The 2,276-nt window shown below is 35.5% G+C and carries 2 protein-coding genes; both read left to right on the forward strand.

Features of this window, described 5'->3' with window-relative positions; all coding sequences use genetic code 11:
• On the forward strand, positions 1-199 hold a 199-nt coding region (locus ACKTSW_RS09645), incomplete at its 5' end, for a T9SS type A sorting domain-containing protein (protein WP_408025053.1).
• A gap of 72 nt (positions 200-271) precedes the next feature.
• Positions 272-2,276, forward strand: a 2,005-nt coding sequence (locus tag ACKTSW_RS09650) for a S8 family serine peptidase (RefSeq protein WP_408025054.1), incomplete at its 3' end; no start/stop codon positions are given.

A 2,276-nucleotide genomic window follows, 5' to 3' on the forward strand; every position in this document is an offset into this window, starting at 1 on the left:
ATTAGATTTTATACAAGTTAAGTTTGCATCAAAAGCAGATAATATGACCTATAAAGTTGTAAACACTATTGGTAGAGTAATGAAGTCAGGTCGTTTAGACACTTCAAGTATAGATGTTTCAAAACTACATACAGGTATATATATTTTAGAAGTTAATGATGGCCAAAAGCTATTAACAACTAAAGTATTTAAGAAATAATTCTTATTAAAAAAGCCTGAGCTTATTTTCTCAGGCTTTTAATTTTATTAATCAATTAAAAAGCCTTCAAAAATGAAAAACAAGTATTTTAAAAGTCTTGTAATTACTGGTGCGCTAATTGGACTAGGTTTCCAAGCACAGGTACAAGCACAAACTCAACAAGAGCTTGAAAAAATTCGTGGTGGTTACGATTTAAATAAGCTTGAAGTCTTAAGAAAAAATTTGGAAAGCAAAACTTCAAGTGAAAAACAAGAAGCGCTAGTATTAGCAAAAAAAAATGGATGGAAAACTCAAATCCAAAATAAGGATGGGAGTTTTATGGAGCTTCAAAGAGTAGTAGATGGAAAGCCAATTTACTATACCACCTTTAATGTTGATGCAGCTAAGTCAACAAGAACAAATCACTTAAATTCTGGAGGTTCACTAGGCTTAAACTTAATGGGGCAAGGGATGACTGCATATGTTTGGGATGCTGGTATTGCAAGGGCATCTCACCAAGAGTATGATGGAGCAGGAGGATCAAATCGTTTTTCTGTATTTGATGGTAGTTCTTCTTTACACTACCATGCAGCTCACGTTATAGGTACGATTATGGCATCTGGAGTTAAAGCAGATGCTAAAGGTATGGCACCTCACTCAAAAGTAAAAGGTAGTGATTGGAATAGTGATAAACCTGAAGCTACAGCAGCAGCAGCTAATGGAATGTTGATTTCTAACCACTCATACGGTTATCCGTTTAGAGATGATCAGTCTGGGCAAGTTCAATTACCTCAATATTTTTTTGGAGGATACATTAACGAATCTCGCAATTGGGATGAAATTATGTTTAATGCACCGAATTACTTAATGGTAGTGGCTGCAGGAAACGATGGTAATGATAATACAGCAAATAATGACCCTACTGGTGGTTATGGTTGGGATAAATTAACAGGACACGCTACCGCTAAGAACAATTTAGTTGTAGCAAATGCTCTAGACGCAAATATTGATGCAAATGGAAACTTAGTATCAGTATCAATTAATAGTACAAGTAGTGAAGGGCCAACAGATGATTTTAGAATTAAGCCTGATATTACTGGAAATGGTACTGGAGTATATTCTACTTATTCGAATAGTGATACAGCATATAACTCAATTACTGGAACATCAATGGCGTCTCCAAATGTAACAGGGTCTTTATTATTACTACAACAACACTATAAAAACTTAAATAGTGGTAACGTAATGAGAGCGGCAACGTTAAAAGGAATTGCATTACACACTGCTGATGATGCTGGAGCCTCAGGTCCTGACGCTGTTTTTGGTTGGGGTTTACTTAACGCAAAAAGAGCAGCACAAGCAATTACGAAAAAAGGGAATGAATCAAAAATAGAAGAACTGACGTTAACGTCTGGTCAAACATATACAATTACAGTTGATTCAGATGGAACTAGTCCTTTATTAGCTTCAATTTCTTGGACAGATAGACCAGGTACTGCAAATAGTACTGTTAACTCAACAACACCTGTATTGGTTAATGATTTAGATTTAAGAGTTTCAAAGAATGGAACTACATATTTACCGTATAAATTGACTACGCCAACAACTAGTGCAAAGCAAGATAATAACGTAGATCCTTTTGAAAGAGTAGATGTTTCTGGAGCTTCAGGAACATATACTATTACGGTAACTCATAAAGGAACATTAACTGGCGGGAGTCAAAAATATACATTAATTGTTACAGGTATTACAGGAACACCTGTAGCTTGTACAGCAACCGTACCAACAGGAGTTTCTACAACAGGAGTAACATCAACAGGAGCAGTAGTATCATGGAGTTCAGTTTCAGGAGCAACGTATGATGTAAGATACCGTCAAGTAGGAACATTTTCATGGACAACGAATTCGGTTTCAGAAACTTCAACATCATTAAGCGGATTATCAGCATCTACTCAATACGAAGTGCAAGTTCGTAGTAAATGTTCTTCAACAAACTCAAATTATAGTGCTTCTGTAAACTTTACAACACCATCAGTAACCATTTCATATTGTACTTCAAGTGGAAACACTGTTTATGAAACAGGAATAACAAAAGTGG

Origin of the sequence: Tenacibaculum sediminilitoris, from assembly GCF_964513795.1 — a bacterium.
GTDB classification, from domain to species: Bacteria; Bacteroidota; Bacteroidia; order Flavobacteriales; family Flavobacteriaceae; genus Polaribacter; species Polaribacter sediminilitoris.